This is a genomic window from Clostridium sp. E02 (assembly GCF_003833015.1).
GTDB lineage: Bacteria > Bacillota > Clostridia > Lachnospirales > Lachnospiraceae > Lacrimispora.
This window is the reverse complement of the sequence record NZ_RJLQ01000003.1, coordinates 1-24,870: the sequence shown is the minus strand read 5'-3', so window position 1 is coordinate 24,870 and position 24,870 is coordinate 1. Positions and strand designations below refer to the sequence as shown.

The following is a 24,870-nucleotide window of genomic DNA, read 5'->3' as shown; positions in this document are numbered from 1 at the left end:
AATAAATAGAAGATAAAGATGCAGCTAAGTTTATTAGCTTAATATATGGAACAAAGGGAGGAATAATGCGGATATGAATAAAGATACAATTAATAATGTGGTGGAATTTATGGTAAAGGTACTGATAGTTTTTGGGATAGTAATTGGTGTAATTATATTTACTTTAATTATCTTATTTATGAAAGAGATAATAGGTTACCATAAAAGAGGAGAAGAAAAGATACAAATTATTACAGACGAGTATCCAGCGGCCATAGAAAACCATCTTGAGAGTAAATATGGAGAAAAATTCATCATTAACCCTAAGTGGATTAGTACAGGTGGAGGTTCACCAATTCCATTTTCTGAGGATGGCTCCCCTATATATTATGAAGTACACACTGAGGAGGAACCGGATTTTGGCTTCCGTGTGTATTTATTTCCAATGTCAGATAAAGATTGCAAAATTAAGGAAATACGTGACAGTTACTGTTGGAAATTTTTTAGAGAGCAGATAAAGAAATATTTTGAAAGTAGAATAGAAGGAGTTATTACTCAAGAATATAAATTAGTAGTCAATGTGAATCCTAACATAACCTTTGCTAATAGCATAAATCAATACTCATCAACCGAATCATATTTTAGATATGTTAATGGAAAAGTAAGTTTGCGCATATACTTAATTTTAAATAAAGATGAAGAATTAGATCATGTATTATTAAGAAATGAGGTATATCAAATCATGGAAAAATTTTATGATAAATATGATGAAAATATGAATATTTATTTTACCTGTTTTAAAGCTGAATCCCAAGATGATTTTAAGTTGTTGGATGAGAGAAAGAAAGAAAATACTGTATTTGTAAAACTCAGTGATTATCCTTCAACTAAATATAATTCATGGGGGGTAAATTTGAAAAATATATTTACTATAAAAGATTTTGCTTATAAAAGTAATGGAGGATGACAACATTGAATGAGCTAAATGATAGGGATGGTGCAAAACTTGTTAGTTTAATATACCACCTTACTATGAATGATAATTGGGAAACATTAAAGGATAGTAATAGTAAAAAGATGAGCGATTTTGTAGCTATTATTGAGGAATATGTATCAAACTTAGATACAGAAGAAAAACTCGGCGGTGAAATGACCAAAGAAGAATTCCTGGACGTCATTGACCAGGTCAAAGATTCCGATACATTAATGCGAATGGAAATCAAAGATTTTACGAATAATGACAAAACCGATTTCCGAGCCATGACACTAATAGATCCTCAAAACAAGGTAAAACCGACGATCATATTTCGTGGTACTGCAGGTGATAGTCAGTGGGATGACAATGTTGCAGCTATATTTTCCTCCCAAACCCCATCACAAAAAGAAGCAGCATCCTATGTAATAAACTCCGGTTTGGATCACGTAACCTTGGCAGGTCACTCAAAAGGGGGGAATATGGCGGCATCCTGTGCTTATTTGCTTCCTGAAGGTATGATTGATAAAGTATATTCTTATGACGGTCAGGGAGAATCACAAACTTTTCTGAATAAAATACCAGGTGGAAAACAGAAATTTGCCAAGAGTATAATATACAACATTAACGAATACAGAGATCCTGTAAGCCAGTTATTATCAAAAACAGGACTTAATAAAAATTCAATTTATTTTGATTCCGGTGTAGATTATGTAAATGCAGATTTACAGAAAAAAACTTTTGATCCCAAAATGTATTTTTTCCATGTTCATAAGCCCAACTACTATTTAAAACCTAAAAAAAAGATGGTAAACCGTACGTTCGTTCCCTCCAGAATAGCCAATACGATTTCAATGATGAATGAGCTTGATGCGTTGCCAGAAAGCATGAAAAGTACCATTGCTAAAAAAATTTCCGGTCTTTTATATGCAAAAGATAAAAATGGAGAGGTATTTGCAAATTCGACCAAGTGGAGTGATGGTTACTGGAACTGCATTCTGAAAGCGGAGGAAGCCTACTCCAAAGTAAATAAGAGCAGGGAAGATGCCATTTGTAAAAAACTGTCAGAAATCTACCAAGTGGATTTTTCGAAATTCAAATTGAATCAGGAGGATTCCAGTTTTGTGGTAGAGGGAGCCATCCTGATGTGCCCTTATTGCAATGGGTTGGGAGATTTAAAAAACATAGAAAACCATGGGAATATGATTCAGCGAAAAGCAGTCGCTTCTAAAAAAGATAACAAACCGGAGATAAACATTGTTGTGCAGAATTGTGAATGTTCTGCAGATGCGCCGGATTCAATCCTAGATGACAGTGAATCAGGGGGAGTAGTGCCATGTTTGCCGGAGATTTATCACGAATGGGTAATTACCGAACCAGATAAAGTGTTATATATTGATGGAGAAAAGGTAGAGGTCGTTTTAAAGAAATCAGTATTAGGGTGTTGTCGGGGCGGAATTATCACTGTGGAAGATAATGGACAGATGGATATAAGTGCGGTTCAGAAGCTTTCCCTTGTAGAGAGAGCAAAAAAAACTATAGAAAATAATAAAATTATTCAGTCTAAATCAGTAAAGTATTGGCTCAACACGGAAAAGAAGCTGAGTCAGAAGAAAGATATGAATACTAAGCTGAAAAAAAAGATAGATCAAATTAATCTGAGTATAGATTTAGCTGAAACAGCTCTCAATGGAGCTGCGTATGCTTCTCGTAGTGCGAAAGAAAAAGCAGATGAAATTATTGATAATGCAGTTGATAATATAAATGAAAGTGTTAATGGTGTAATCGGTCAGTTAGAAGACGAGAAGGAAAAATTCATTGAGGATTATATAAATTATCAATTACAGTATTAATAATAAATAGGTTCAGTTATTAGATCAGAGGGGAAACATATGGACTATACATATAAGGGGAATACAATATCACTGGAATTAAAATTGGTTAATATTTATGATCTAAAGATAACAGAAGAAGTCAATCAGCATACACATCTGACGTTAAGCGGTATATGTCAAGAAGAATGTTCGAACCAACAGGTATTACAAGTCGATGAAAAGAAAAAAATCATCATCAAGGATCGGAATAAGCGTTTGATTTTTTGCGGGCTGATTACCAATATGCAGCTGGAAGAAAAAATGCAAGTTTGCTATTTTAATTTGGAAGCACTTTCCGTTACGTATCATATGGATCTGATTAAACGAAAAAGAGTGTTTCAAAACCTAGATATGACATACAAAGATGTCCTCAGCACAATTATAGAAAAATATCCCGATGTCTCTTTTATAGATAAAATATCAGAGGAAAGAAAAATACCGCATCTTTTTATCCAGTATGAAGAAACGGACTGGGAATTTATGATAAGGATGGCTTCTCATTTTCACGATGGGATTTATTCTGATCCGGCTTCAGCGATCATTCAGTTTTCATTTGGCAGACCCCTTCATGAGGAAATCCATGAGATAAACAAACAGCCGGAATCAATAAAAATAAATCATTTAAAGAAACAGGAAACAGATTGGATCATCTCTGATAAAAAGTATGAAATTGGTGATACAGTAAAAAATCAAAGTAGAACTTGTTTTGTTAAATCAGTCAGTCTTGTCATTAATCGGGAAGAAATCCAGTACAATGTAAAACTTATTCATAATAAGGAAAAAGAATTTCCATATGTATCCAACCATCGAATTGCCAGTACAAGGGAGTGGGCTTCAATTGTTGATATTAAGCGAAACAAATTAAAGCTTCACTTTTTAATGGATGATATTACAGGCCAGAATACGCCATATTTTCCATTTGAAGCAGGTGAAAATAATGAAATGGGATATTACATGTCTGAAATAGGGACGAAAGTTGAAATTCATTTTCCGGATGAGGAAGAAGGGAATGGATATGTGACCTCTGCCATGAGAGAGGATACAGGCTTTCAAACCGCTGATCTTCCAATCAAGGTTCAATTTATGAGGAATGAGAATGGAAATGAGCTTTGCATGAATCAGCAAGACGTCAAATTTTCAACTGGAAAAGAGAATTCATCCTTAAAAATGACATCAGATGGGACTCTTCGTCTAGATAGTACCGGTACCCTAAAATTAACGGCTTCAGGAAATATAAAAATGGGGGATGGGCTTAGGCGTCTGCAGATAAAAGCAGGCAAAGGAATTCAATTGAAAGCAGGCAGAACCGGAAATAATTCAATCGAATTTGACGAATCTGGAAATATTGAGTGTAGATGTATGGGAAAAGTATTGTATAAAAAAACAGGCAAAGACAGTAGCACTGGAGATAATTCATCTAAGATCAAAAGCAGCGGCAAGGGGGCATCTGGAGTGAGAGACGTAACACTGGCATTGGCTGGGGTTGAATTCATCTCACAATCTATAACAGGGAAACAGGACTTTAGAGCTGCAAGTAACGTGATGAGTCAGTTTATAAAGACCAATAATTCACTGGATGAAAAAAATAATAGTCAGGATGATCAGAACCCTATAAAGGAAAGACTGTTTCACAATAATAACGCATTGTTCCATTCATTCTCCTATGGGGAGAACAGAAACGGGAATAAAAAATAAAGAAAATATAACATATAACATAATACATAAGGGGAATAAACAATGGAAAACGAATATGAAATATTAAATAGCTGGGGTGCTGAACTATTTGTGGGGGAAAACTCTGATTATTACAAAAATAAATGGGGTAATATAAGGACAGACCAAAAGTTTGAAAGTTGGAACATAGCTGCAGTGTTCTTTCCAGTTTACTGGCTGGTGTACAGAAAAATGTATTTGGAGGCTTTTTTATGTTTTATAGCTAGTCTGGTCTTGTCCATTATTCCACTGGGATTTTTGGTGCCTCATATCGTGATTGGAATGTTTGGAAATTCCATCTACCGTAAAAAAGCGCTAACTGTCATCAGACGGACCTCAGGCATGACGACTGAAGAAGCGAAACGATACATAAAAAAACAGGGTGGAACAAATTTTTTAGCCATAATTATAATCATAGCGACTATTTTATTAATAATTCTGGGGATATTTGGAGTCGTATTCGTATCAAGTATGATGGATCATATACCCACGGAACAAACCAAATCCAGTATAGTCAGGCTTGCTGACGAAGAGACCTATGAAGTCACAACAAAAGATGGTCTGATAACACTTACGGTGCCGAATGACTTTATTGAAGACTATTCGGAGAATCTTGATTTAAGCTGTACCTCCAGTTCACGTAATTTAGATCTTGTTGTATTGGTATATAGAAAAGAAGACCTTGCTGAAAGTACTGCAGAGGAAGATCTTATAAATCTTATAGCCTCAAATATTAAAGAGTCCGAGTTAACACTATTACCAGATGGAGAGCTTCCCCAATTAAATGATAATGTCATACAAAAATTATATTATTCAGAGGATAATGGGATAAAAAATAATTGGTATATTGCATGCCGAAAAGTGGGAGATAATTATGTTGTGATCGTTAGTTCTTTTTTGCCCAGTATCTGGCATGAATTCAGGGAATTATATGGCGATATTGTTTTAAGTGCAAGACCGGCAATAAAAATGCAGGAAGGAGGCGATGCATGATGGATCAAATAGAAGAAATGAAAGAAATGATTCGGGAAGAGATTCAATCAATTAGTAATCTGGAAGAAAGGGTTGTATTTAAAAATTTAATGGAAGGGGTATTCCTAGAGCTATACGAAACCAATCTTAAGATGTATCAAATGCTAGAAAAACGAGTAATGAATGATCTGGTTTATGACATTAACCGGTATTTAATCCGCACCGGACTAATGGAGCGGTCTTATCTGGACAAGTCGCATCATCTCATGTCCCCTATGTGTGAAGAGGATCTGGAAAATACAGTTTATGAGATATCAGATATAAAAGAGAAGATAAAATCAGAAGGCAAATTTTGCATATCCACCGTATTTCTACAGTGCGATGTTTTAGAAGTGGAAGAAATATTCAAAAATCAGGATAGCTATACCGGGATTTTAAAGGCAGGAGAAGAATACCCAGTAAGCATAAGGCTGGAACCAAGCAAACGTTATCTGGATGAAGTAGAACATTTGTATCATCTCTTTATGAAGAATGGAATTCCATGGAAAACAATCAATGCTCCTTACCTTTTTAAAATGGCAGACATTTGTATAACTAGTATTCCAGACGAAATAAACGATCAGGTTCCGGTAACCAATTTTGGGGCAGATTTTGGAATCTATAACCATTTTATACATTACGATATGATTCCCATCTGGAATGTATGCCATCTGAAATTGGAAAGTGTTGGGTTTCCTGTTGCATGTGGGGACCATGAAAATTATGAACACGTAATATCGATACGGGATTACGGAACCGAACATGTATATCTGGTGGAGGAAAAGGCAGGAATTCGAAGTGTACGTCAAAGCGGAGAAAAACTTTTGGTTACAGGAAAAGTTGCAAATTCTAAAAAATGGGATGTTTACAAGATCTGCAGCGGGGAAAATCGAAAGATAGACCGTTATACATATCCTTTAATGGAGAATTTAAGAAAAGATGGATTTGCGGAACGTTATCACGGAAAAGCAGGGCAGATGGTGAAAACAAAAGGAGAATTGGAACGTTTTATCCGAGGGTTTGGATTAGAGGTTTATATTGAGTATCAAGATTGTGGTTTGACTGATAAGACTCATGAAACCCTGGAAACCTATCCCATGAATTTTTTTATGGAAGATGAAATCCGGGATAGAACAGGGAAAAAACAGCTAACCATTTATTTCAAACCAAAAGGAAAAGAAACATGGCTATATAGGGATCTGGCAAGTTTTATTACCTCTGAAGTGCAGGAGCTATATCCAGAGTATGAATGCGGAGGGAAGCTGGTATGAACTATTTGTGGGGAGTAATGCTGCAGTTGAAAAGGCAAGGAATACCGGAAAAGAGTATTCGGTTTCAGATGGCCCATGAATTCAGTACTTATATGGAGTTATCGACTCCTTATTTGAACCAGATAGAATTGGAGGAAGGTTCAGTCATTGAGGTCAATCCTTATTATCGGTTTTATAACATTTTTAAGGATTTATTTCAACCAGATTTAGAGGAATTTTCGACATTAAGGGGAAATTTATTTCACTTGATCTTACATCAGTTGGCTCAGAATGATGTCCTTTCGGGGATGACAAAAGAAGAATATCACAAAAAACTTCTGTACCAAGATTTAATGGAGGATGCGTTTGGGACAAAGGCAAAAGAGTCCGTTATATTGTTTGATGGGGAAGAACGTGAGGTTATATTAAGTGGTTTGTTAAAACAGTATGAAACTGGAAGTTCACTGGATATGTTTAAAGACATGATGGAGGCTTTAATCCCCAATAATATTGTTTATCACAGCAACCAGAATTCATATGAAATACTGGTATACATAGGTCGGGAAAAAGACAAAACGATTATAGCAAAAATGGACTTTCTAGTAAAAATGTTTATTGAACTTCCCTATCATGTTGATGTGTTTTATAACTATCATTTTGGAATTGTGGAAATAGACGAAACCATGGTAATCGATGAAATAACACTATGTTGAAAGGAGAAATAGAAATGTTTCAATATGAATATCCTCAATTTGAAAAGAAACGTATCTTAAGAGCAGAAATGCTAGATAAACTAAGAGATTACCCTAAGAACTTTCTGGATTTATCGTTTCAGGAGTTTGGAGATGGAGTGGTAAATGGCTGCGCAATTACTTGGGATGATGGGAGACTTACCATATCCTCCGGCATTCTATATTGGAAAGGAAAGCTCTATTTATTAGAGCAGCCGTTCATAATGGAGTGTAAGGCGGAAGATAAATTTAGGTATTTAAAGATACAATTTCTTGCGGAGGTTAGAGAAGCAGGAAGAATTATGGGAAATACCAGAGTGTTTTTGGAAGACAAAAAACCAGATCCGGCCTGTGAGATGGAGCTGTGCAGGTTCCGTTTGCAGGAAGGTGCCAGGCTTCGGGATAGCCATGAAAGTCTTCACGATTATTCTACAGAATATGACACCATTAATTTGATTCACCAGCCATATGCAGCAACCGGAGGGAGTACTTTAAATCCGAAAATCATAAGACAGTTCTCAAAAGAAATGCTGAGAAGCCAGTCTACAGATCCCTATGATGTGAGCTTTTCTATGACCGCATTGGCAAATTATGGACTGGTTTCAGTTGACTGCATCCGTGAATATTTATCAGCCAGACTGGGGGAGGAATGTGGTGAAAAAGGAAATGCTGGAATTTACAGGGGACTTTTGGAATGTCTCAAAAGTCAGAGAAGTGGGGAAATAAAGAGAGGTACCGGGAATCAGAACAAGAGGAGCGTTATGCTGTTGTAGAAAGGTGGGAAAATCATGAATCTAGATGAAAAAATTGCGCTTTTGGAACGTGCTAGAAGGCAGAAGGAAAAGGAAGAATCTGCAAAAGAAATAAAGGGAGATCAAACAATACCAGTTGAAAAACTGTCATTGGAAAAAGCTCTAGACGGAATCAAAGCAGGAGAAATAAGACTTGAAAATGATGAACTATTTGAATTTGAAACATCGGAATATACGGAGCGCAAGATACCTCTTGTTCTCTTTAAAAATTTTTATCAGGCTACAAAACTAGAAAAAGAGGGTGCTATTTATGTCAACCATACCCATGAAGTTAGCCAGATCTTATCCTGGCCCAAGGAACGTATTAAACCCATGTCTTTAGATCAATGGGCCAATGTGCTAGTGAATGGGATGGCGGCCAACCGCTTGCATGCAAAGATAACTAAGAAAAAGCAATTGGACCATGTGGAGTATATCTGCTTTGATGTACCAACGGGAAAGGGCTGGATTTACAATATTATATTTCGGATTAGAGGGGAGGAACAGCAGTTTACTGGAAACTACAATTGTAAAAAAGAAGATCAAGATATCTATGGAATCTTCCTAGAAGCAATGGTGATAAATCTAGACAGCTGTCTTTCATAGAGAGAGGAAGTGTTTTTATGGTGAATGAAGTGACAAATAACAACCAGAATGAGTATGGAGCGGTTACTTATAAAGATCTTTTTCTTGGGGCAATGGGAATTGCATATTTTCGTAAACTCAGAATTACAGAAAAACCTGGACAACATGCTTTCCTGTATGTCGAAGCGGTATTAGATAGTGATGCCGATGAAAATGATTTTCATGGAATCAAGGATACGATTTCTCTGCGATACAAAAAAGGGGAAGAGGAACACGTTTTGTTCTACGGTGTACTGGATAAAATCGCATTGGATAAGGATGGAGAAGAACTTGTAGTCACAATGGAAGCTTGGGATGGAACCAGACAGATGGATGTTCTCAAGAGAAAGCGAATGTTTCAGAATCCTAAGATGGGAATTCATGAGCTAATCGGTCAGGTTATGGAATCATATGCTGGCTGTGACTTTATGATACACATACCAAATGACCCCATAGACCAGCTTCTCATCCAATATGAAGAAACCGATTGGGAATTTCTAAAACGTTTTTTATCCAAGTACAAAGAAAACTTGTATCCAGATCCTGCTTTTGCAGATATCCGTTTTGAAGCTGGATTGTCTCCAAAGCCAGAAAATCGGAACTGGAATGAGATTCCTTTTAAGCTATCACAGGATTTTATACAATTAAAGGCAAGGAAAGAAAATGGATTTCATGAACTTACAACGTCTCAAAATACAATGTATGAGTTAGAATCCTACGATATTGTTTCAATAGGCAGTCAGATTACATATAAGGGGAATGCCTGGTATATTGAAACGGCAGAGCGTAGGCTGGTTAACGGTCTGTTAAAGAACAAATATCAATTAAGACAGAGAGAAGGTCTTAAAATTCTACCGTATTTTAATAATAATATCACGGGGATTTCAATTGAAGGCGTCATTGCGGCGGTTCAGAGGAATTTGGTTCAATTAAATATGGACATAGAAGCAGGGGATGGGGATAAATACTGGTTTCCGTTTTCAACAGTAGCGGCCTCCGCTGATGGAAGTGGCTGGTATTGTATGCCGGAAAGGGGGGAGAGTGTGCGTGTTTATCTTCCTACCGATGATGAAAAAGAAGCTTATGTGGTGACAAATGTAAAGGGGCATAAACCACAAGAAGGAAACACTTCGGATTCTATGGGCAATCCCAATCATAGAAACATTCAGACGGATCAAGGAAATCAGGTACAGATGACCGAAGAAGGGGTTCTCATTGCTGCTGGAGAAAGTCAGGGGAGTGTATTTTTAAAGAAAAATGGAGAAGTGATCTTAAACGCTTTAAAGGATATTACGGTATTGTCAACAGAGAATTTAAACATTACAGCAAAAAAAGATCTGACGATTCAATCACAAACTTCCATCTTGGTATCCTGCCAGTCAGGAGCAAATATTGAGATGAAAAAAGGAACGATAGAATTTCATGGTGATGAGGTTCATGAGAATTAGGAGGTGGTTTTATGGCATATACAGCAGAAATGATTAAGGTAAACGGTATTCCGATCGAGAATTTGGAAGAACTTAAAATAGACGTTTCCCCAGGTGAGCATGGAAGTCTGCTCCTTCAGGGCTATCTGGCGGAAACAGATGGGGAAGAAGCGTTATATGGATTTTCTGAGAACGATTCTGTATCCGTTTATTTATCGGAAAAAGAACTTGTATTTTCAGGGATATTAACCAGAGTAAGGGTGGAGTCAGAAGGAAATACCGTAAAAATATTCGCTGAGGCCAAAAGCAGAAGCATTCGGATGGATCAAAAGAAGCGCTCTCGTTCTTTTCAGGATGTGAACATGACCTATGGTCAGTTGATTCAAATGATTGTCTCTGAATATCCAGGAAGTGATATTAAATTATCCATAACGGACAGACCGTTGGGAGAAATTGCGGTCCAATATAAGGAAACGGATTGGGAATTTTTAAAACGGATGCTTTCCATATTAAATGCTGTATTCGTATGCAATCCTGCGGCAGATACCATCAAACTGTACGGAGGAGTTCCAGATATACCCTGGGGGAAATGGAACTATGAAAAGACAGGGGTTAAGAAGGAAATGGGAGAATACAGTTATTGGTGTATGCAGGGGAAAAAGGTTCATGACAATGATTTTCTGATTCTAGATATTGAAACAAACCACGTGCCAGAGTATTTTGAACAACTAGAAAACGAAGGGCGAAAATTTGTCATTCGCCGCATGTCTTATGAGCTGATACGTGGATTGATCCACTGTCGAATCGAACTACAGAAAAAGGAAGGCATCCTTGCGAAAGCCAGATATCCGATGCATCTAATCGGAACGGCCATTCAGGGAACGGTTCTTAACATTGCAGGAACCAAAATTAAAATCCATCTGGATATCGATGGAGAGTCTAAAACTGCAAATGATGTATATTGGTTTTCTTTTTCCACTTTGTCAGCGTCCCCGGACGGAAGCGGTTGGTATTATATGCCAGAGCCAGGGGATCAGGTACGCATTTACTTTCCTTCAAAATATACAAAGGATGTAATCGCCGTGAGTGCTGTAAGCTCTTATGACGGGAAGAGTGGGGGAGTCCCTGACCGGATGGGAAGTCCTTCCACTAAATATTTAAGCAATCCTTATGGGCAGGAAATGAAACTTTCGGAAGATGGAATTTTTCTTACCTGCAGCGGAGGCGCTGCGAGCGTAAAGATTGGGAAAGGTGGCGATGTTACCCTGTGCGCAAAGGATACTATAAACATTGAGGCAGAGAACAATCTGGAAATATCGGCAGAAGAATCGGTTACTTTAAATGCGCTTGAAACGGCGGTGATTTCCTGCGTCAAAGGAGGCACCATTCAGATGCCTGTAGATGGAAAGTTATTGATTCAGGGAACTGAGGTAAAGGTGAATTAGGAGGTTGACATGACAAGAAAGGAAGCATTGGAACGATTTATCGAAGAGGAAAAAGACTATCTGGAAGAGAGGAAAATGCAGTTTTTTACGGAACTTCAGGATAAGGCAGAGGAAGTGTCGAATGTCATAAGACAATCCATAGTATCTCTCAGGGATGAAATTATAATAAAAGAGAAAGAAAAAATTATGTATTTTTATTTTTCTTTTCTTCGTATCGATCTATTAAAGGGAGATTATAGCGTGTTTGCACAGGCAATGGATGCCAGATGGTATATGGATCAGTCGCCTGCTGAAGTGACTTTTTCCCTGAAATTTCTCTTTTCAGGACTGGATGAAATCAGGGAACGGCTGGAAGAGGATAGAAGAAAGTATATGGGAAAGGTCAATTCCTATGATAGAAATAACATCCTACAGGAGACGGCCATGGAGTGGAATCAGATATTGGCAGGTCAGCTTCGATTCCTATTTCGTGACATTGAAGAAAACAAAGATTTTGCAGAAATTCCCAAGCTAGACACTTGGGGGATTTACTGGGGAGAGTATAGGGATACCAGTGAGATTATCGCCTTTGTGGACCGGGAGAAAAAAGATCAAAAGGATTGGGACAGGGCTTTAAGGCTTTCCGATGAGCAGGAGGGTACTATGATTTCCAGGTTCTGGAGTCAGGCAGATCTAAAAGATTCCGATTGTTCCGGAAAAACATTTCTTTTCAGTCAGTTTGAAAACTGCACGTTAACGAATCTGAGTTTTGATGGCGCAAATCTGACTGGAGTGCAGTTTAAAAACTGTACTTTGAAAGCTTGTAGCTTTCAAAATGCAGTGATTCAACAGGCTGATTTTGTTGATTGTGTATGGAAAGACAATGATTTTAAAGGAGCAAACCTTATGTATTCCATATTTATGGAGAAAGATATATCTTTTCTGCATTTGGAACCAGAGCAGCTAGAGAATATTTTAATCGATAGGAGGGAAATCAGATGAGATTTTTCATGATGGAACAGGACAAGACCCTACCAGATAAAATTTGTTTCCGCGATTTTGATATCAGTGGTCCCAGACATATTTTTTATAAGGAAGATGCGGAAGAACTGACGGAATCTAACATGATGTATTTGACGAAAGATAGTGGGGAAACCGCACCTGATTTTATCCAGAGTCCCGTGTACTTAGTTTCAGATAAGGTGAAAAAGGTACTTGATATGTATGAGGATGATATGGTGTTTAAGACCGTTACCATAGCGAGTAAAGAACGGGAAAGCATTCTAGTCTACCATCATCTTCTTTTAGAGCGTATGAATATGTGTTCCAACCAGACAGAATTTTACACCAATGGGAGTGTGAAACGGCTGGTTCTTGACCCGAAAAAAATCGGAGAACATAAGGTGTTTTTGCTTGATGACAAACGGTTTCCCAATCCACTTGTAAGTTTAGAAGTTGTGGAAAGTTTGCTGCGCAGAGATGTAATTGGGATCACATGGAAGGAAGTTGAGGTGGAAGCATGGCAGAACTAACAGATACATACGTTGTACATGGAGCATCTGCCACTTGCAGCATGGGAATGAGAGGTAGCTGCACTGTTTTGCATAAAACGCATGGTGTTTTTTTAAAGAATCAACCCCAAATGACAGTAAAGGATTGTAAGGGAGACTACAACGTGATTTGCTTTGGCGGTTGTTATAGTATGGAGAATCCCAGTACGCAGGCAGAAGCAGCAAAAGTACAAAAAGCAGTAGAGGAAGCTTGTCCAGATACCTTCTTAGATCATGTGATGGGATTCTTTACCGGAGGGAAAAAGAAGAAACAGAAACAGGAAGCCCCTTCAGAGGAAGGTGTGGCTCAAGTGGTGGGAGTTTGTTCGCCTCATATCATAGCCAAGGAATGGGATCATGGACAAGAGGGGGTCGAAACCGACAAAGAATGTCCTTTGATGGGAGGAGCCAAGCTTTATTGTATCTACGGAGGAGAGATAGAGATCGTGGAATCGGGACAGCCAGAACCTGGGAGCGGAATTTCAGCCGGAAAACAAGAGAATGCACAAACGAATGGAAATGATTTTATGCAGGAACAATTTGGATTTGATGACAAAAGCTCTAATATCATGAAGGATATATATGAAAAAATACAAAAAAATTTTGAAGATCAGTCCCCTATTGAAAGGGATTGGTATTTTGCAAGAGCAATCAGTCAGTTAGGAGATTATAACAATAAAAAGGTAAAGGTACTTTTTGCGAAAATTGAAACTGATGCATGGCGAAAAGGAGCAGGCTGGGCATATAAATATGATAAGGAGGAAGACTTTTTTTGTAATGAATTAGGAATAAAATCGGAGGACTATAAATATTTAAGGCAGATGATTCGTTTGCAGCATTTCATGAGTAGTGATCCTTCAAATTACAGTTATGATGTAGTAGTCCAATTATTAGATGAAGACAAGGATGAATTTGATGTTTGGAAAAAGAATATGGAAAAGGCTACTGGAAAAACGTATACGGATGAAGAATATTTGGATTACTATAAGGAACTTTACCAGAAATTTTTTGGGAAAGGTGATTATTCCCATATGTTATACACCATTTCAGCTAATTTGAATGAGGACAAACATAAAGTGGATAATAAGTGGCGTAACTTAGGGGCAAATGCCCTCTCTTGGAAAAATGCAGAGGAACGGAAGGACATCACAGGATGGCTTGGAGATGCAGTCTATGCGGGGGATAATAAAAGGGTTTCTTTTGGAGAAGATGATTACATTGCAGATTTAGACGCAGATAATCTTGTAAACAGGATGAGTACTGGCATCAGTTTACAAGATAGTATGAATAATTATTACAGTGACCTTTCTGCAGGCGATACAGATGAACTGCGAACAAAAGAGTTTCTAAAAGGTAATTCGTATGAATCTATAGAAAAGGCTGTTTTTGATCGTATTTCGGTTAAAGATGCCAACAATGATGGAATAAAAAATATAGAGGATATAAAAGACAGTAAAATTTATAAAGGCACCTATGATTTTCTTATGAAATTGAAAAGTTGTAATTAAGAATAGACAGGAGAAGTTATGATTAAAAAGAAATTAGTATATTTTGGGGGGGGGATTTTACTTTTATTTTTAATAGTAGTTTCCTACAAATATCTTTCCAAGGAGGGAAATGTCATGGATGAAATCTATAAAGCGGCAACTAGAAAGGAAGCATTGGAAATATTTAATCAAGTACCTGAACTAGAAGAAGTATCGTATGAAAATTTATCAGAATTTGAAAATTTTGGAGGGTTAAGAATACCGTATAGGCAAGAATGTTTGAAATCTGGCTTTAAGGTTAAATTATATTTTCCTAAAGAAGGGGATAAAATACAAATAAAAAGTAATATAGAATTAAATGATACAACAAAAGTAATAATTTATATGAGTTATGATTACAAAAAACGGAACATGACATTGGAACCAATCCATATTTCATACTGGCCGACAGAGGGGGAAATGGGAACTCACTTTTATGATTCGGAAACAGTATATGGATTTTTAGAAAAACAAGAGATTGGTGAGCAGGATATTAAGGAGTATCAAAATTATATACTGTATGATGTGGTGGTTAAAACTTGGGCTGTAGCCCATGGAGAAGATTATGAACAGGCTAGAAAGAAAATGGAGAATTGTACGTTTGTAGACAATACCTTTCTATTTCCAGAAAATGAAACGTCGTCTGTGGAATGATGAAAAAGCCCAAAAATACGTTCATGAAGTATTTATATATCGGTATATAAATTTTATTTTTTACAGCATATTTATTCAAGTATCTTTGCAAGGGGCAAATGTCATCGATGAAATCTATAAAGCGGAAACTAAAAAGAAGCATTGGAAATATTTAATCAAGTGCCAGAACTAGAAGGAGTATCGTATGATGCTTTATCTGAATTTTATAATACTATTAAAAAAATGGATTACAAGATGCTATAGAAAACTTTGATACATATTCTGAAGTAAACACTGATATTGGTTGGACATACGTTACATCTATTAAATGAAACAATAGCTATGGAACAATACAAAAGAACTTTTACCTCATGATAAAGGGGGAAATGAATTATGAAATTAGCTTATAAAGAACTGGAGATTGAATTGGCCCTTGAAGGTGTGATCCAAGTGAAATCGTTTCGGCTTACACAGGGACTTAACAGCCATGGATTTCTTTCCATGAAGCTGCTGGTAGATGGAGAAAAAGCGGAAGAATTTGTAAATATGGCTTCTGTCCTTCCTGTTATAATCAGGGAAAGGGAATACACCAATGGCAAGGTGATTTTCCAAGGCAAAATAGAAACGGTCTATACAAAAGTAGAAAAGGGTCTTCCATTCTTGTATTTGGAAGCTTATTCCTATACAAAGGATTGGGAGCGTACGGAAAAAAGCAGAAGTTTTCTTGATGGAGCAATGACATATATGAATGTGGCACAGAAGGTGCTCACTGATTATGGTCGGTTTGATATTAAGGATGAAATTACAAAAGATGCCAAAATACCCGAAATGCTTTTGCAGTACGAAGAAAGCGACTGGGTATTCTTGCGAAGGCTGGCCAGTCATTTTGACACCTGTCTATTGGTGGATGCAACAGATGACTGTGGAAAGGTATATTTTGGTATCCCTCATATTAACTATGGAACGGAGTTATTAAAAGAGGATTATGTTCTGGAAAAGAATTTAGCTCATTATACCAAAGTGTTGGAACCTTTGGGAATCTTGTCTCAGGAAGTGTCTGAATGGAACATCCAAACACGACGTTTTCTGCAGATGGGTGAAGAAATTTCCATGAATAAGATATCCGTTGTGATCACAGGAATGGAAATCACCACCATAAAAGGAGAAATGATTTACCGGTATGCCCTTTCCAGACAGGAAGGTCTCCGAATAGAAAAGGAAAAAAATCCAAGAATATTTGGTATGAGCATTCCGGCAACGGTAAAGGAGCGGAGCGGAAATCGTATAAGGGTACAGTTTGATATCGATCCAATTTATGCACCAGCCGCTGAGACAAAGTATTTCACCTATGCCATTGAGAGCAGCAGTTTTTACTGTATGCCAGAAGAAGGCAGCCGGGTACATATCTATTTTCCAGAGCACGATGAACAGAGTGCAGTGGCGGTACATGCTATTGGAAATGGAAGCGGAGCGGGAAAGAATCCGGACAACAAAAGCTTCTCAGATCCTAGCGGAAGTGCTATGAATATGACTGCAGATGCGTTGAATTATGCACCTGATTCCAGTGGGACCATTCTGCTTAACATGAACAAGGGCGGATACCTTTCTCTAACAGGAAAGAACATCAATATAAAAACCCAGAAGGGAATGATGGCAGGAGGAGAAGTGCCAGTTCGCAATCTAATGCTATCCGGGGAAAATAAGGTGGTGCTCCAACTTGGAGATGGGGGAGATGACATGATCTCCCTGGAAGAACAAGCCAATATCAAATCAAATCTTGTTACCCATCAGGCAGATTCCTGCCCTGAGGCAGTTCCTTCGGCAGAGGAAATAGAAGCTGAATTGACAAAGGAAGATGCGGCTAATCGTGAGGAGCAAAATAGTGCTTTGACCTCTGCATTGGTTGAACGGAAACAACAAAGCAAACAGAAATTTTTTAATGGCGTTGTAAGCATTGTTACAGTCGTAGGTTTAACCGCACTTACGGTATGCACCGGTGGGGCTACCGCTCCATTATTGATTGCAGCAGGGGTAAAAGCAACTTTTTCAGTCGCAGATATGGCGGAAGGATTAGACGGATACAGCAAGGTAAATGCTCTGGATGCCTCAAGACCAGCTAATTTTATTCGCGATACGATTTTTATGGGAAACGAGGATGCGTATAATATGGCATCTATGGCGACAGATCTGGTCTTTGATGTGGTCACTGGTAAAGCCTTAAAAAATATTGCCCAAGTTGGGAAATTTAGTAAATTAATGTGTTCTAAGTCACAGGTAACTAATTTTGTCGCTCAAACTGGTGGAACCTTGATATTTGGAGCAATTCGTGACTATCAGACAACTGGAACAGTAAATGGAAAAAATATGTTAGTCAATGCAGGGTTAGGTATGATAAAGGGCACGGCTGGTACGGCATTTATTGGGAAGGCACAGAGTTTGGTAAAAACCGATTCCAGATTGTTAAAGAAAGTGGTGGGTACAGCGGCGGGAACTGGGTTTGGTACGGTAGTTGATGTTACAGCAGATGCTTTGTTACCAAACAGAGAGGTTAATGTAATTCAGTCGCTGCAAAGCAACTTTATAACAACGGGCGTTGGACAGCTTTTTGGAGAGCCAGTTGATGTCGTTTCCGGAGCATTTTTAATTTCTGCTGTTGATTTTATCCTGCCAGATATCCGAGAGTCTATACGAATTACTAGAAAGTATCACTCCACAAATAAACAAGGTGGTATCATGGGAGCTGGCTGGAGTTTTCCATATGAAGGAAAACTTTATCAGGACGGGAATAAACGTCATGTGACACTTGATTCCGGACATCACCTAATCTTTGAGTGGGATGGAGAAAAGTCCCATAATATTACCTACGGATGTGGTTGGTTTGAATTGATCAAAGACAAGAACGGCTGGATTGTAAAAGACCGGAAGGAGCACAGGATCTACCGATACAATGTTCATGGTCTTCTTCAATCCATAGCAGATCAAAATGGACAGATGATCCAGTTCCTTTATCATGGGAAAAACCTAGAGGGAATTAAAACGGCTCTTGGCGGTCATTTAAATATAACGATGAGAGATGGGCGGCTTGTTCAGATATCCGATCACATGGGTCGTACCATGAAGTACCGTTATGAAGGTGGACTCTTAACGGACGTAGTTCACATGGATCAAGGGATGACCCATTACGAATACGATGAAAAGGGATATTTAACGAAGGCAGTAGACCAGGCGAAGATAGCCTATCTGGAAAATCATTATGATGAAAAAGGAAGAATGGTTCTTCAGACTTTAGCAAATGGGGATACCTACGAGGCGGAATATTTAGATGAGGAACGGAAGGTAACGGTACACAGCAGCGCAAACAAGCAAACCGTAGTCTATGAATATGGAAGAAATATGGAGATCACAGCAGTTCTCTATAAAGATGGGTCTGAAACTCACTATGAATACGATGAAAATGGATATCGAATAAAGGAAACAGATCGTCTAAGACAGGTAAAAGAGTGGATTTATGATGAAGCAGGCCGAGTTAGAAGGGAAGGCAGGAAAGGGTGGCTTACCACCGATTATCATTACAATGAAGCAGATGACCTGATCGAAAAATCTGATAATGCAGGGCGGAAGTATTGCTATGAGTATGATAAAAATCATAATCTTATCATTGAAAAAGAATTTGCAAAAGACCAAAAGAATTGCTTTTTAAAATCTTATCTCTATGACCGGCAGGGCAGGCTTTTAGAGGAGACAAATGCAGTCGGAAATAAGACCGTATACCATTATGACACGAATTCTGGAATGCCGGGTATTCTTACTTACCCAGATGGTGAAGAGGTGCGGTTTGAATATGATGTCATGGGGCGTAAGATGGCCGAAGAGTCTGGTCTTGTTCGTACGGAATACGGCTATAATGCAAAAAACGATCAAACCATGATAAGAGATGGGGAAGGGAATGAATCTCATTTCCAATATGATGGTATGGGTAGACTCTTAGCTTTGTATCCGCCAAAAGCTTGGAAGGAACAGAAGGGAGAGTATACCTACAGGTATGATTTTTTGGATCGTCTGATTGATACCCTCCGCCCAGACGGAGGGCATGAGAGACAGTTTCGGGATGGGGAAGGCAATGTCTTGAAAAAGATCCACCCCAATGCATATAATAAGGAAACAGACGACGGAGAAGGAATTTGTTATGATTATGACAGTAACGGCAACCAGATCCGGATTCACTATCCAGATGGAGGCTGTGAACGGATCTTCTATGATGCCAATGGAAACCGCATTAAGCATGTACTGCCGGAATTCTATGATGCTGTGACAGATGATGGAGATGGTTGGCAGTATACCTATGATAATGCTGGACACTTAGAAACAGTAATCGGTCCGGATGGTAGGCTGCTAGCGACGTATATTTATGATATATCCGGAAATCCAACAAGAAAGACAGATTCTCTGGGTTGGACAACCTGGTATACCTATAATGGCAGAAATCAGCTTTGTGAGATCATGGAGCCGGCAAAGGAGGAAGATGGAGAGGTGTTCTACCAAAGGACCGCCTATTCTTACGATGCCAACGGAAATAAGGAGAAAGAGCAACGTTACGGAGGATACTGGGGCCTTGACGGACAGCTGAAAGAGAAAGAAGGTCCAGGACTTATTCTGAAGTACTCTTATGATAAGAGAGATCGTTTGATCCGTGTAGAGGACGGTTTGGGAGCGGTGATTCAGTATGGTTACGATGTTCATGGGAAACGGATTTATGAGGAGAAGACCATATCAGAAGGGATATACCAGATAATTCAGTATGGTTATGACAAGGCTGGAAGGCTGGTGGAAACAAAAGAAGAATTAGACAGTGGACTTGATCCGGTGCCAGGAGAAGCAAAGTATGCAGTTACCCAATACCATTATGATGAGAATGGAAACCGAACACAGATACAAACTCCTGAAGGGTATGAGATATTCCGTGAATACGATTCCTGTGACCGTTTGATTTTAGAACGAATTCTTGATAAGCAAAACGGAATTGACCGGACCGTATCGGTTCACTACGATTTGGCAGGAAATATTACAAGAATTGCCCGTCAGGGAAAAGGTGGAGAGGTTTGGGAACTTGGATATGATTATGATTTAAAAGATCGAATCACCCATGTGAGTGATTGTCTGGGCCCCGTTTTTCAGTATGAATATGACAAAAATGACCGTCTGGAAACTGAGAGTTACCCACAGGCAGAGAAAAACTTTGGAAAGCTTCATAGTTTCACCTATGGATATGATACCTATGGGAATGTCCTGACCCTAACGAACGGGGAGGGAACCATACTGGAAGAAAACCGTTATCTTCCAAACGGAAGTCTGGAAACTAAGCGGACTGCAGATGGGAATGAGATCACATATACATATGGAGTCCAAGGTCAGGAAACAAAGATCCATACAGCCAGAAGTAAGAAAGTGGGAATGGCAGCTCAGGCATATTCTTATGATGCCAATGGACGAATCACTGGAGTGGTGGATGGAAATCAGAATCAGACTGGATATGATGTAGACAGCTGGGGGCGGATTAAAAATGTTCACAATGCCGATGGAGGAAATGAAAAATACACCTACGACAGCATGGGAAATATCACCAGCACAACGGATGCGAATGGTGGGGAGATCATCTATCGCTATAACAGCCAGGGAAAGGTCTGTGAGATCATAGACCAGGACGGGAACAGCGAAACCTTTCGCTATGACCGGGAAGGCCGCAGGATACTGCACGTTGATCGGAATGGAAACCAGATCAGGACCGCCTATAACGTAGATAAAAACCCAGTTCTGGAAACGGGCTGTGATGTAAATGGAAAAAATGAAGTTACAAGAAGCTGGGAATATGATACCTTCGGTATGAAAAAGAAGGCCGTGGCAGGAGGGTTCTGCTATACCTATGAATACCGACCGGACGGGAAGCTAATGAAGAAAGCATCGTCTGGAAAGATGCTTGTCTCCTGTACTTATTATGGGGATGGAAGCCTAGAGACTCTGACGGATGTCACAGGAAAAACTGTGCAATATAGATATGACTGGCGAGGAAATTTAAGCAGTATTCGGGATGAAAGCGGTTATGAGATTGTTCGGTACGGTCACCGGGCGGATGGGAAACTTGAAACAATCACTCATTTGAATGGAGTCAAAACCATATATGAATATGATACGGATGGGAACATCAGTCGTTTGGCAACTTTCTTAGAGGACAGTCGTCCGCTGCTTGATTTCCATTATGAGTATGATTTAAATGGAAACCGGACAGCAAAGACCGGAGTAAGGACATTGCCGGAAGAGACTGGCTTAAGAGAAACGGTAATCGGATACCGTTATGATAAGAGGAACCGTCTGACTGAAGAATTGTATGACGGGGAATCCATGAAGTATGGGTATGACCTGTGTGGAAACCGCATGGAGAAGACTTTCGTTGCAGGGGAGGAAAGGTACTGTTATAATAGAAGAAACCAGCTTATAGAGAGAACTGTGTCTGGAAAGAGTTATGCGTACCGATATGACAAACAGGGCAATCTCCTGGAAGAGGCCGGAAGCGGGGAGGAAAGGAGGTATCATTATAATCCGTTCAGTCAACAGACCGGAGTGTCTGGAAATGGATTAGAACTAGAGAATTGCTACGATGGAGAGCAGTTAAGAGCCGGGTCATCCGTGAATGGACAAGTCTCCCGATTCATCTACTATAACGGAGTATTGCAGGCAGAAACAGATGGGGACTGGAATGCAGAAAATAGGAATGTCTTGGGATATGGTATCGCAGCCAGTGAAAGCAAAGGGCAAGGGGGATACCATGCATATCATCTAGATGAGCAGAATAGTACGGCGTACATAACAGGGAACCAGAGGGAAGTAGAAAATTTCTATGAATATGATGCCTTTGGAGCGATCCGCAGACAGTCAGAGGAAATCCAAAACCGGATCTTGTATACGGGTCAGCAGTATGACCAGGAGACAGGTCAGTATTATCTTCGTGCAAGATTTTATAATCCGGTGGTAGGAAGGTTCCTGCAGGAGGATGTATATCGTGGAGATGGGCTGAACCTCTATGCGTATTGTGCCAATAATCCAGTGGTGTATTATGATCCCAGTGGATATAATGAATGTAAAAATGAAGATCAATCTGATACGGGTTCAACACCAGCTAAAAAAGCGAATGAAGGTTCGGGCAAGGAGACTAGCGTAGGTAAATTTCCAGAAAATCCAGATGATTTATTACCAGAAATACCAAGAGATAAAGTAACAAAATCAAATGGTGGGACAAGTCAAAAGATACCTACAAGTGATAACGTTAGAATTAGAGCAGAAACACACCCACTGGAACCTGGAGAAACATATAATCCACGACATCACGGTCAACATTATCATGTCGAGTATAAGATTGATCCTAGCAAAAGTTGGAATAATAAGAATAATGTGCAGAAGGTATATCCACCGGGATATACGAGCGGGTCTGGAACTGGTTTCCTACCCGGAGAAGATTTTCCGCATTAGAGTTGGAGGAAGTAATGGATAATTTAAATAATATAGGTTTGTCTGATGGCATCATCAAAAGTATAAAAATATTTGGTAACGAAGCAGAAATTGTAATAGAAAAGTGGAATGCAAAAATATTGAAGTTAATTTTTGAGGAGTGCTGGCGACTAAAAGACAGGCAATCAACCGAACAAGAGATAGGGGATATTAGTATTTTAAAAAAGTCGGATTTATTAGATGAATTAATTGCAGACATATTAAAAGGCGGAGGAACCAGAGAAGAAGTGGCGGAAGCTGTCCAAGTAACTTTTTATGAGCCGGCAGATAATCGAATTATTTTAGAGATTGTAGCAAATTCTGTTAGAACTCAAGAAGTAGAATTGTAGTTTGGATTTTCTCAATTATATTTTGTAAAATTTAGAATGTATGTAACTGAATTATATTAGCCTTTTATAAGAGTTTACTGAATAACTTAGAGGAGCACAGTGTTTTTTCTGATGTACTCCTCTAAGTTTTAGATAGCCTTGTAATCACAATTTTTAATATATTTTAATAATTTCACATCACCCATAAAACCGTGCTGATACAGAAAAACTTCTTCTAATACAAGTTGATTTATGATGGAGTCTATGTAATTTCCAATTAATACCTTTTCTTTACTTGGTTGAATAAATTAAAAGGCGAACAATTCATATTGGAACGTATAAATTGGAAAATTTTATACGGTGTACCTACGCAGACACCTTAAAAAGCTTTGAACTTGGCTAGCTCCAGTGCGGTTACGACCACCTAACAGGTGACTTTTGCTTTATTGACGGGCACCTTATAAAAAAAAAGGAGATTGGTTAAAATCCTTATGCAGTCGGCATTGCCGGCTGCTGTAAACCGTCAGGAGCGCCGTAAGGTGCACCTGCCTTTAACCTGCATCATTTTCGACCCCATGGTGCACCCCAGTTTTAGTGCAGGAAATGAGCAGAAATATTCTTCAACCAGATTTTTAAATAGCAGCAAGTTTGCGACTTGAAGACATATAAAAGAACAGTCATAGATGCGACTTATTTTAAAAGTGGCAGAGAGCTGAACAGGTGGCAACATCAATTCAAACATTTATCAGAGAAAAGGATACCCCTCTTTTTTCTGCAAATATGCCCAACAAGGCTTTTTATTGCCTGAATGGCATACGTGTTCTATCATCGGTTTCAAAGGTCATACAGGGGCGAAATTTTGCGACACAAGGCTAAACGTGAATGGTAAATCAATTCTGTGTTGCCATTGATTTATAATAACTGCCTACTCCCATGGTTCATGGTGGACCATAGGATTTACAGGAAATTAGTTCTATGGTAAAATGGGGCTGCCGGGGGTTACAGGGGGTAAATATACCATTTCTGTAACTCCCATTTCTGTTCTTTTTCCTGCCGTTTTTTCTCTTGAAAATAAATCCAGAAATAACTTGCAATCCATTCCAGACAGAGTTAACATCAACAACCAATAAAGGAAATAACTTCTCCTTTCACCTATTGGTTTGTTGTGGATAGGCTGTCGAACCCTTGCGGACTCAATATGAGTTAACGCTGTCATCTGAGGTTGCCGGTACGGGAACTGATTGGTTGGAAACAAGATCAGTCCAGCTAATAAATGTCAATAGTGAATTAAAAAATATTTGATATTTACAATGAAACAAAATAGGGCAACTTTAATAGACCCTTTGATATTTCATCAAGTGGCTGGCTTGAAGGAGGTATTCATTACATTAAGCAGCGACGTCGCATCTCGCTTTTAAGTAATTCTTTTGATGTTCTTCTGGTGTGATGATTTGAAACTCTTTTTCATCACGAAGAATGGCAAATACTATGTTACA

Annotated in this window: 16 protein-coding genes; all 16 read left to right on the top strand. The window is 38.7% G+C overall.

The window, feature by feature from the left end; all coding sequences use genetic code 11:
• Positions 1 to 73: 73 nt before the first annotated feature.
• The 16 genes from EFT72_RS02500 (at position 74) to EFT72_RS02425 (ending at position 23,395) form a co-directional block, all read left to right on the top strand.
• Positions 74 to 946, top strand: coding sequence for a hypothetical protein (locus EFT72_RS02500; RefSeq protein ID WP_124065301.1), 873 nt, complete (start codon positions 74 to 76; stop codon positions 944 to 946).
• Positions 947 to 951: 5 nt separating this feature from the next.
• Positions 952 to 2,805, top strand: coding sequence for a PAAR-like protein (locus EFT72_RS02495; RefSeq protein WP_164473049.1), 1,854 nt, complete (start codon positions 952 to 954; stop codon positions 2,803 to 2,805).
• Positions 2,806 to 2,844: 39 nt separating this feature from the next.
• On the top strand, positions 2,845 to 4,521 hold the full coding sequence (locus tag EFT72_RS02490) for a hypothetical protein (protein WP_124065298.1): 1,677 nt from the start codon (positions 2,845 to 2,847) through the stop codon (positions 4,519 to 4,521).
• A gap of 42 nt (positions 4,522 to 4,563) precedes the next feature.
• The gene (locus EFT72_RS02485) at positions 4,564 to 5,532 is read left to right on the top strand and encodes a DUF2628 domain-containing protein (RefSeq protein WP_124065296.1); all 969 of its coding nucleotides are present in this window, start codon (positions 4,564 to 4,566) and stop codon (positions 5,530 to 5,532) included.
• Entirely contained in the window at positions 5,529 to 6,821 is a 1,293-nt protein-coding gene (locus EFT72_RS02480; protein WP_124065294.1) for a hypothetical protein, read from the top strand. The genes EFT72_RS02485 and EFT72_RS02480 overlap by 4 nt, the downstream gene beginning before the upstream one ends.
• Positions 6,818 to 7,513 (top strand): hypothetical protein, encoded by a 696-nt coding sequence (locus EFT72_RS02475; RefSeq protein ID WP_124065292.1) that lies wholly within the window; start codon positions 6,818 to 6,820, stop codon positions 7,511 to 7,513. Before EFT72_RS02480 ends, EFT72_RS02475 begins: the two co-directional genes overlap by 4 nt.
• 14 nt (positions 7,514 to 7,527) lie before the next feature.
• Entirely contained in the window at positions 7,528 to 8,304 is a 777-nt protein-coding gene (locus EFT72_RS02470) for a DNA and RNA helicase (protein WP_124065290.1), read from the top strand.
• 15 nt (positions 8,305 to 8,319) lie between these two features.
• The gene (locus EFT72_RS02465; protein ID WP_124065288.1) at positions 8,320 to 8,928 is read left to right on the top strand and encodes a hypothetical protein; all 609 of its coding nucleotides are present in this window, start codon (positions 8,320 to 8,322) and stop codon (positions 8,926 to 8,928) included.
• Between the two features lie 17 nt (positions 8,929 to 8,945).
• Entirely contained in the window at positions 8,946 to 10,394 is a 1,449-nt protein-coding gene (locus EFT72_RS02460) for a phage baseplate assembly protein V (protein WP_124065286.1), read from the top strand.
• 11 nt (positions 10,395 to 10,405) lie between these two features.
• Positions 10,406 to 11,818 carry a contractile injection system protein, VgrG/Pvc8 family gene (locus EFT72_RS02455; RefSeq protein ID WP_124065285.1) on the top strand — a complete coding sequence of 471 codons (1,413 nt, stop codon included), beginning with the start codon at positions 10,406 to 10,408 and terminating at the stop codon, positions 11,816 to 11,818.
• A gap of 9 nt (positions 11,819 to 11,827) precedes the next feature.
• Positions 11,828 to 12,799, top strand: a complete 972-nt coding sequence (locus EFT72_RS02450) for a pentapeptide repeat-containing protein (RefSeq protein WP_124065283.1) — start codon at positions 11,828 to 11,830, stop codon at positions 12,797 to 12,799.
• Positions 12,796 to 13,329 carry a hypothetical protein gene (locus EFT72_RS02445; RefSeq protein ID WP_124065281.1) on the top strand — a complete coding sequence of 178 codons (534 nt, stop codon included), beginning with the start codon at positions 12,796 to 12,798 and terminating at the stop codon, positions 13,327 to 13,329. Before EFT72_RS02450 ends, EFT72_RS02445 begins: the two co-directional genes overlap by 4 nt.
• Positions 13,317 to 14,855: a DUF4280 domain-containing protein gene (locus EFT72_RS02440; protein WP_124065279.1), complete on the top strand. Its 1,539-nt coding sequence runs from the start codon at positions 13,317 to 13,319 to the stop codon at positions 14,853 to 14,855. Before EFT72_RS02445 ends, EFT72_RS02440 begins: the two co-directional genes overlap by 13 nt.
• An 18-nt stretch (positions 14,856 to 14,873) precedes the next feature.
• Entirely contained in the window at positions 14,874 to 15,527 is a 654-nt protein-coding gene (locus tag EFT72_RS02435; RefSeq protein WP_124065277.1) for a TipC family immunity protein, read from the top strand.
• A 372-nt stretch (positions 15,528 to 15,899) separates the two neighbouring features.
• Positions 15,900 to 23,027, top strand: coding sequence for an RHS repeat-associated core domain-containing protein (locus EFT72_RS02430; protein ID WP_124065275.1), 7,128 nt, complete (start codon positions 15,900 to 15,902; stop codon positions 23,025 to 23,027).
• Positions 23,028 to 23,041: 14 nt separating this feature from the next.
• A complete protein-coding gene (locus EFT72_RS02425) occupies positions 23,042 to 23,395 on the top strand; it encodes a hypothetical protein (protein WP_124065274.1) in 354 nt (117 codons plus the stop codon).
• The last annotated feature ends 1,475 nt before the right edge of the window (positions 23,396 to 24,870 follow it).

Bases quoted from the DNA above. Each gene is read 5' to 3' on its own strand.
- EFT72_RS02465 (WP_124065288.1), top strand. From the start codon at position 8,320: ATGAATCTAGATGAAAAAATTGCGCTTTTGGAACGTGCTAGAAGGCAG.
- EFT72_RS02475 (WP_124065292.1), top strand. From the start codon at position 6,818: ATGAACTATTTGTGGGGAGTAATGCTGCAGTTGAAAAGGCAAGGAATA.
- EFT72_RS02490 (WP_124065298.1), top strand. From the start codon at position 2,845: ATGGACTATACATATAAGGGGAATACAATATCACTGGAATTAAAATTG.
- EFT72_RS02435 (WP_124065277.1), top strand. From the start codon at position 14,874: ATGATTAAAAAGAAATTAGTATATTTTGGGGGGGGGATTTTACTTTTA.
- EFT72_RS02450 (WP_124065283.1), top strand. From the start codon at position 11,828: ATGACAAGAAAGGAAGCATTGGAACGATTTATCGAAGAGGAAAAAGAC.
- EFT72_RS02485 (WP_124065296.1), top strand. From the start codon at position 4,564: ATGGAAAACGAATATGAAATATTAAATAGCTGGGGTGCTGAACTATTT.
- EFT72_RS02445 (WP_124065281.1), top strand. From the start codon at position 12,796: ATGAGATTTTTCATGATGGAACAGGACAAGACCCTACCAGATAAAATT.
- EFT72_RS02500 (WP_124065301.1), top strand. From the start codon at position 74: ATGAATAAAGATACAATTAATAATGTGGTGGAATTTATGGTAAAGGTA.
- EFT72_RS02470 (WP_124065290.1), top strand. From the start codon at position 7,528: ATGTTTCAATATGAATATCCTCAATTTGAAAAGAAACGTATCTTAAGA.
- EFT72_RS02455 (WP_124065285.1), top strand. From the start codon at position 10,406: ATGGCATATACAGCAGAAATGATTAAGGTAAACGGTATTCCGATCGAG.
- EFT72_RS02430 (WP_124065275.1), top strand. From the start codon at position 15,900: ATGAAATTAGCTTATAAAGAACTGGAGATTGAATTGGCCCTTGAAGGT.
- EFT72_RS02460 (WP_124065286.1), top strand. From the start codon at position 8,946: ATGGTGAATGAAGTGACAAATAACAACCAGAATGAGTATGGAGCGGTT.
- EFT72_RS02440 (WP_124065279.1), top strand. From the start codon at position 13,317: ATGGCAGAACTAACAGATACATACGTTGTACATGGAGCATCTGCCACT.
- EFT72_RS02480 (WP_124065294.1), top strand. From the start codon at position 5,529: ATGATGGATCAAATAGAAGAAATGAAAGAAATGATTCGGGAAGAGATT.
- EFT72_RS02425 (WP_124065274.1), top strand. From the start codon at position 23,042: ATGGATAATTTAAATAATATAGGTTTGTCTGATGGCATCATCAAAAGT.